Annotated in this window: 2 protein-coding genes; both read right to left on the reverse strand. The window is 50.6% G+C overall.

Annotated elements, in window-relative coordinates:
* Positions 1–57: 57 nt before the first annotated feature.
* Complete coding sequence (locus A3842_RS20190) at positions 58–7545, reverse strand: HYR domain-containing protein (RefSeq protein ID WP_256701778.1); 7488 nt, start codon at positions 7543–7545, stop codon at positions 58–60.
* Positions 7546–7638: 93 nt separating this feature from the next.
* A complete protein-coding gene (locus A3842_RS20195; protein WP_074087014.1) occupies positions 7639–8043 on the reverse strand; it encodes a hypothetical protein in 405 nt (134 codons plus the stop codon).
* Positions 8044–8210 lie beyond the last annotated feature (167 nt).

The following is an 8210-nucleotide window of genomic DNA, read 5'->3' on the forward strand; positions in this document are numbered from 1 at the left end:
TTCATACCGGACGTCAGCCTGGAAGCTGTTACAATGAATTACTTACTTCTCACTTGCTTACGGTTCCATACCAGCAATCAGATTGCCGGAGGCGTAGACCGTAATTTTATTGGTATCTGTATAATCTGTTGCCGGTGCATTGAAGGAATAGTCATTAGTCTGCGTGTAGTTGGAATAATTCAATTTCCAGAACCTGCATTGGATTTCTACTTTTTCACCCGGCTTCAGACTTCCGGCACCGCTGGAAAAGCTGATCTCCAGATAATAATCGCTACCGGTCTTGCTAGTGGTCTTTTGGAAGCTTCCTGTGATATAGGACTGAATGCTGCTGCTGGAACCCGATACCCGGGAGTAATCAGCATAGAAGCCCTGAGGTTTCTCTCCATCAATGGTGTAGTAGTATCTAAGCTTAATGTTTGAGAGCTGAATGGTGCTGCTGCTAGTGTTCTCAAAGGATATTCTCGGAGCAATCGTATTCGTGATGCTTGTTCTAGTACCGTTGTACGATTGGACTTTAAATAACTGAGTAACGGTTACATACTGGACAGCGGTGGATACATTCCCGTTCGCATCGGTAGCGGTCCAGGTGACAGCTGTCTTGCCTACCGGAAATCCATCGGCAGGAGCATCATTTTTCAACGTGTATCCGAAAATATCATTCACTGTAGCCTGGCCCAGGGTCACTTGTGTTTTGACGCCTGTAGCTATGACGGATACATCTGTTGGTGCTTTCAACACAGGCTTCGTCGTATCCTTCACTGTGATCTTCTGAATACCTGTGGTCACATTTCCGTTCTCGTCCGTAGCCGTCCATTTCACTTCAGTAGTGCCCAGCGCATAATCTGCCGGAGCGTTGCTGGTTACGGTTACCTTGTAAATATCCGTGCCTGTCGCTTGTCCGATCTCTACCAGCGTCTTCAATGCGGTCGCTTCGACCGTCTTGTCGGCTGGCAGTTTCAGAACAGGCTTCGTCGTATCTACCACGGTAATCTTCTGCACACCGGTAGTTACATTGCCGTTCTCGTCCGTAGCCGTCCATTTCACTTCAGTTACGCCAAGCGCATAATCTGCCGGAGCGTTGCTGGTCACAGTTACCTTGTAAATATCTGTGCCTGTCGCTTGTCCCGCCTCTACCGGAGTCTTTAATGCGGTCGCTTCGACTGTCTTGTCAGCTGGCAGTTTCAGAGCAGGCTTCGTCGTATCCACTACCGTAATCTTTTGTATACCGGTAGTTACGTTGCCGTTCTCGTCCGTAGCCGTCCATTTCACTTCAGTCGTGCCCAATGCATAATCCGTTGGGGCATCCGATATTACAGTTACTTTGTAAATATCCGAGCCTGTGGCTATGCCGATCTCTACCGGAGTCTTCAGCGCAGTTGCTTCGACTGTCTTATCGGCTGGCAGCTTCAGAGCGGGCTTCGTCGTATCCACTACTGTAATCTTTTGTATACCGGTAGTTACATTGCCGTTCTCGTCCGTAACCGTCCATTTCACTTCGGTCGTGCCTAGCGCATAATCCGTTGGGGCATCCGATATTACAGTTACTTTGTAAATATCTGTGCCTGTGGCTAGTCCAATCTCTACCGGAGTCTTCAGCGCAGTTGCTTCGACTGTCTTATCGGCTGGCAGCTTCAGAGCGGGCTTCGTCGTATCCACCACGGTAATCTTTTGTATACCGGTAGTTACATTGCCATTCTCGTCCGTAGCCGTCCATTTCACTTCGGTCGTGCCCAGTGCGTAATCCGTTGGGGCATCCGATATTACACTCACTTTGTAAATATCTGTGCCTGTGGCTAGTCCAATATCAACTGGCGTCTTCAGCGCGGTCGCTTCGACTGTCTTGTCGGCTGGCAGTGTCAGAGCAGGTTTCGTCGTATCCACCACCGTAATCTTTTGGACACCCGTAGTTACATTGCCATTCTCGTCCGTAGCCGTCCATTTCACTTCGGTCGTGCCCAGTGCATAATCCGTTGGGGCATCCGATATCACGGTTACTTTGTAAATATCTGTGCCCTTTGCCTGACCAATATCGACTGGCGTCTTCAGCGCGGTCGCTTCGACTGTCTTGTCGACTGGCAAGATCAGATCCGGTTTGGTTGTATCCACTACCGTAATCTTCTGTATACCTGTGGTCACATTGCCGTTCGCATCTTTTGCGGTCCAGGTGACTTCTGTTGTTCCCAGGGAGTAATCCGCCGGAGCGTTACTGGTCACGGTCACATCATAGATATCCGTTGCCGTAGCCAGTCCAATTTCAACCGGAGTTCGAACCGCTGTTGCTTCCAGAGCAATGTCTGCCGGCAGTTTGAGTACGGGTTTGACCGTATCCGTGATGGTCACTGTTACAATCCCGATCATCGCGTTTCCGTTCGCATCCTTAGCGGTCCATGTCACTTTAGTGGTTCCCAGCGGGAATTTCGCAGTAATGCTCTCCCCTGAAGTGATCGGGTCCTGACTGCCAAACCCCGGGGCATCCGTAGTTAAAATAACCGGAAACAGCTCCAGCACCTCAGGCACTTCCAGCTCCACCGGCGTTGCCAGCGCAGATGCTTCCTTGGTCAGATGCAAAGATCCTTTGAATTTCAGCACAGGCTGCGTGGTATCCACTACGGTTATTTTCTGCACGCCTCTGACTTCATTACCGTTCTTGTCCTTGGCCGTCCAGGTGACTGTCGTAGTGCCCAGCGGGTAGTCCGCCGGAGCATCCGATGTCACAGTTACGGGGAAAATGTCTTGTCCCGCGGCTTGCCCTATTTCGACGGTGGTTCGAATCGCTGTCGCTTCTACCGTCTGATCCTCAGGTACGCTAAGCGTAGGCTTCGTCGTGTCTACTACGGTAATCTTTTGGACACCCGTGGACACATTGCCGTTCGCATCCGTGGCAGTCCAGGTCACCTCGGTGGTACCCAGCGGATAGTCTGCCGGGGCATTGCTTACCATCGTATATTTGAAAATATCTGACGCCGTTGCCTGCCCGATCTCCACAGGTGTCTTCACTGCCGTGGCTTCCACGGTTTGATCCTTAGGTACGCTGAGCACCGGACGGGTCGTATCCACCACCGTGATCTTTTGCACCTTCGTGGCGACATTGCCGTTCTCATCGGTTACGGTCCAGGTCACCTCAGTGGTACCCAGCGGATAGTCTGCCGGAGCATTGCTTACCATCGTATATTTGAAAATATCTGACGCTGTTGCCAGTCCGATCTTCACCGCAGTTTTCACCGCAGTCGCTTCAACGGTCTGATCCTCAGGTACGCTGAGCACCGGACGGGTCGTATCCACCACCGTGATCTTTTGCACCTGCGTGGTTACATTGCCGTTTGCATCTGTTGCTGTCCAAATAACCTCAGTTACGCCTAATGGATAGGAATCAGGTGCGTTATTGGTTATCGTAACTTTATAGATGTCCGTCCCTGTCGCCTGCCCGATCTCTACAGGGGTTTTCACTGCGGTGGCTTCCACCGTCAGATCCTTCGGCACAATCAGAACCGGCTTTGTTGTATCTACGACAGTAATTTTCTGCACCCCGGTGGACAGATTGCCATGCTCATCCGTAGCCGTCCAGGTGACTTCTGTTACACCAATAGGAAAGGTTGCCGGGGCATTGCTTTTGACAGTAACGTTAAAAATATCTGTAGCTGTTGCCATCCCGATCTCCACAGGTGTCTGTAATGCCGAAGCCTCTACCTGAACCTCCTTAGGCACGCTGAGCACCGGCTTCGTTGTATCCACTACCGTAACCTTTTGTTTACGGGTGGACAGATTGCCGTTCTTATCCTTGGCCGTCCAGAGTACCTCGGTAACTCCAATTGGAAATGCAGACGGAGCATTATGGGTAACCGATGCAATCCCAAAAATATCTGTCACCGCCGGCACCGCCAGCTGAACCTGAGTTTCCCGGCTGGTTGCTTCCACCGTCAGATCCGCTGCTTCGGCAATGGAAGGTACGGTTGTATCTACTATGGTAATGGTCTGTGTTCCGCTGCTGATATTGCCATTGGCATCGGTGGCTTTCCAGGTCACAATGGTTTTCCCCAGCGGATAGCTTGCCGGAGCATTGCTTACGATCTCTACCGCAAACAAATCCGTTGCCGTCGCTTGTCCTATGTTGACCGGTGTATTTACCGCTGTAGCCTCTTTGCTGATATCTGCGGGTACTTTCAGAACAGGAAGTGTTGTATCTTCTACCGTCACTTTTTGTTTGCCTGTAGTTAGGTTTCCGTGGGTATCCTTGGCCGTCCAAGTGACCTCGGTAGTACCCACTGGATAATCTTCCGGAGCATTGTTGGTTACCGTAACCGGAAAAATATCTGTGGCCGTGGCGATGCCAATCTGAACCTGTGATCTTACTGCTGTGGCTTCAACCCGGACATCTGCAGGGATATGAATTTCTGGATCTGTAGTATCCATAACTTTTACATTCTGTGTGCCTATGGCTACATTACCGCTCGCATCCGTAGCCATCCATGTCACCTTGGTGGTGCCTACCGCAAAATCAACTGGCGCATCGTTAATCACAGTAGTTTTGAATAAATCAGTTACAGTGGGCTGACCGAGGGAGACTATAGATCTGACCGCCGTCGCTTCAACTGTAAGATCTGCAGGTACGCCTAGAACAGGTTTGGTCGTATCCACGACCTTAATCTTTTGAGTGCCTATGGTTGCATTACCGTGCTCATCGGTAACTGTCCAGGTAACCTCGGTCGTTCCCAGCGGGAAATCAACGGGTGCATTATTGGTAATAGTCACCGGGAAAATCTCGGTAACTATCGGTTCGCCGATGTCTACCTTCGTTCTTTCTCCGGCCGCTTCTGCTGTCTTATCACCTGGCAGCGTAACTAGCGGCTTGGTGGTATCTGTGATCGTAACCGTCTGTGTCCCCTTGGTGCTGTTGCCATTCTCATCGGTGGCTGTCCAGGTGACCAGTGTTTTACCGACAGTATAGCTATCCGGGGCATTGCTGGTAATCACGACCTTGAAAATATCCGTGGCAGACGCCTGCCCGAGCGCTACCGGCGTCTTGATTCCGGTGGCTTCTGCTGAAATATCCTTGGGTACCGTCAGCACCGGAACGGTGGTATCCGTAACGGTTACATTCTGAACGGCTTTCGTTACATTGCCATGCTCATCTGTCGCTGTCCAGGTGACCTTGGTAACCCCTACCGTAAAATATTCCGGGGCATCATTGACTAACAGAACGTCGAACAAATCTGTGGCCTTAGCCGCTCCAACCTCCAGCTTCATCCGCGTGTCGGTTGCTTCAATACGGATATCCTGCGGAAGCGACAATACAGGCTTGGTTATGTCCGTTATCGTAATCAGCTGTTCCGCTGTCGTGACATTCCCATTCTCGTCCTCAGCTCTCCAGATCACCTTGGTGGTCCCCACCGGGAAATCCGCTGGCGCATTATTTGTAATATTCACTTTGAAAATGTCTTCCGCTGTTGCCGTACCCACAGAAAGCGGAGTTCTTCTGCCCGAAGCTTCTTTCGTGATGTTTGCAGGTACGGTAAGCACCGGCTTGATCGTGTCAACCACGATAACATTTTGTGCCGCGGTAATCACGTTGCTGTTCGCATCCGTAGCCGTCCATGTGACCTTGGTCGTACCCATGGGAAATTCCTTTGGAGCATTGTTAACTACAATAACCGGAAAAATATCCTTTGCCGATGCACCGCTGACGATAGCCGGTGTTTTTACAGCGGTCGCTTCGACTACGATATCCCCTTGTACAGTGAGTACAGGTTTGGTTGTATCTTTTACCGTTACTTTCTGCACTTGTGAAGAGATGTTCCCTACCGGGTCCACAGCGGTCCATTTCACGGTTGTCGTTCCTATGGGAAAATCGGCCGGGGCATCGTTCGTCACGATGACATCCGGGATGGATACATCTTGTACGGAGGCTTTACCAATTTCGACAGGTGTACGGACTGCCGTTGCCTCCGTATTGATATCTGCCGGTACGGTAAGCACCGGAATCGTTTTGTCTATTTTCACTTCAGTTTTCTGCACGGGAGTACTGTTCCCCGCCTGGTCTACAGCCCAGAACGCGAGCGGTGTGACACCCTCAGTCTGAACGGCAAAAGTTGCCGTTGTTCCGGCTACAACCTTCTCTTCTCCGGATGCACCCAGAGCATAATGAATTTCCTTGACCCCTGAGTTCACATCGGAAGCGGTGAGAGCGACTGTGACATTGGCGCTATTCCAGCCTTTTGTATTCGGCTCAGGGCTTATTATGCTGGCAATTACCGGACCGCTTTTGTCAATTTTGACTGTTACGGTTTTGACAGCCTCGGTATTCCCGGTTTTGTCCACAGACCAATAGGTGACTGTAGTTGTTCCTTCCTTGCTGATCTCAGTATCCGCACTTACGCCCGCCGTTTTCACCGCATCATTTTCACCCAGCTTATAGTAGATGGAATGGACACCCGAATATGGATCTTCTGCGGTAAAGTGAAGTGTGACCTTATCGTGGCTCCAGCTGCCGGATTCCGCACCTGCTGCAGTTACGGTCGTAACCGGGGCTGTTTTATCAATGTTAATGGGACCAAAAGTGGCGATGGAATAATGGTTCTTATCCTCATCACTGGCAGCTGAGCTGTCGACCGCCTTACCGGTAGCGATCTGACCCGCACCTTCAGCGGTAAAGTTCTGGTCCGAAGTCAGTGATCTGATCGCCGACAGCGTATCGATTGCCGTGTAGTGAACAGTCACCGAATGATTGGTCCATGTTCCGGCAATGTAAGGCGCTCCCGCATCGGTTAGTGCAGATGCCGTAATCGCCGGCGGTGTGGTGTCGATCAGGTTTGACCCCACAGCCCCGACCTCCACGCGGAAGGTGACCGGTTTAAGGCCCGGAACCGTGGCTTTGACCTCCATCGTCTTGATCACCCCGGTGCTCTTGGAATAGACCTGGTACCCTTCTCCCGCGTAACTTGTGTAGGTGTTAGCCGCAGAAGCATACCCATTCGCATCCGTAACAACCGTGATTCCGGTACTGTTCAGTCCGCGCATTACCGCGGTGATCGTACTGTCTTCAGAAGCAGTGAAGGTAACCGGAACCCCGGCAAGCGGGTTGCCGGCCAGATCCTTGACCGCAACAACCTGTGGCAGCATAAATCCGCGTCCGCCGGGAATGACACCCGAAGCCTGCGACAGCTTCATTTGCTGCAGCAGGGGTGATGCTGCGGTCATCGACCCTTCCACGTTGCTCACAGCGAGCAGACTCATCTGATAGGCTCCATGATGTAAGATAACCCCGAGTGTTGGGTCTAGCCCATACACCGAATCATATACGGATTGGTAGACGGAATCCCTGACTGACAAGACATTTCCTGTCTGTTCAGCGGGAGGCTCTGTACCATACACTGCCCCATATGCTTTGCCTGCTCCCGCATCCTGCGGGCTAGTGGAGAACATTTTCTCCGATCCAAACACAGCGCCGGGAGCCAGCATCAGGATCAGGAGCGTGAGGCATAACCATTTAGTGATGATGCCTAGCCTTCTTTGCTGTACATGCTTTCCTCTTCTTTTCGAATGTTTCATCATGCATCCCCTAACTTTTTTAGTGATAAGCGTATCGATTATGGCGAAACCTTGCTCCTCCTTTACTTAACAAAGGGAAATCAGAGCAGGTTTTTACAACTGTTTATTGCGGTTCACATAAACTTCTATTTTCGTTTCAATCCAGGCTTCGAGGTCACCGATTGCAAGACTCAGCTCCTCTTTGGCGGCTTCCCCCAATATGGCTACAGCCCTCTCTTTGGCAAGATTGAACGATTTCTCCATCGCCGCTGCGTCGAAAGAGCCCTGCTGTTTCAGCCCTTCCACGAACGTCTGGTTCACCGCAATTACCGCAGATTCAATGGCATCTGAAGCCCGGTTCAGAAGCTTGTTCACAGCCTCGTCGCCTATCCTATCTTCCAAGTGGGCAATTTCCCGTTTGGTATACGCAATAATAGATTTCGCCATTAGACCCAGCAGTGGAATAACCAGTACGGTAAGAATGGTATTGATGATCTCCGGTGTAAAATAGTCCTTCAAGTTATCGCCTCCAATAAGTGTAATTTCGACATACCCAACCTTATTTTTCCTCATAAAGAAAGGTAAATCAGAGGCTATTTTTACAACTTTGCTAATAAAAATAGTAATCATGTAAATTTATGTTTTTGATAGTTGTGGAATCTATGGAATATTCTACTTGTTATATG

The sequence above is a fragment of the Paenibacillus sp. P3E genome (assembly GCF_001909045.1).
GTDB lineage: Bacteria > Bacillota > Bacilli > Paenibacillales > Paenibacillaceae > Paenibacillus_AQ > Paenibacillus_AQ helianthi.

Coding starts and splice junctions, on each gene's coding strand:
- A3842_RS20190 (WP_256701778.1), bottom strand. CDS start 7,545: ATGAAACATTCGAAAAGAAGAGGAAAGCATGTACAGCAAAGAAGGCTA.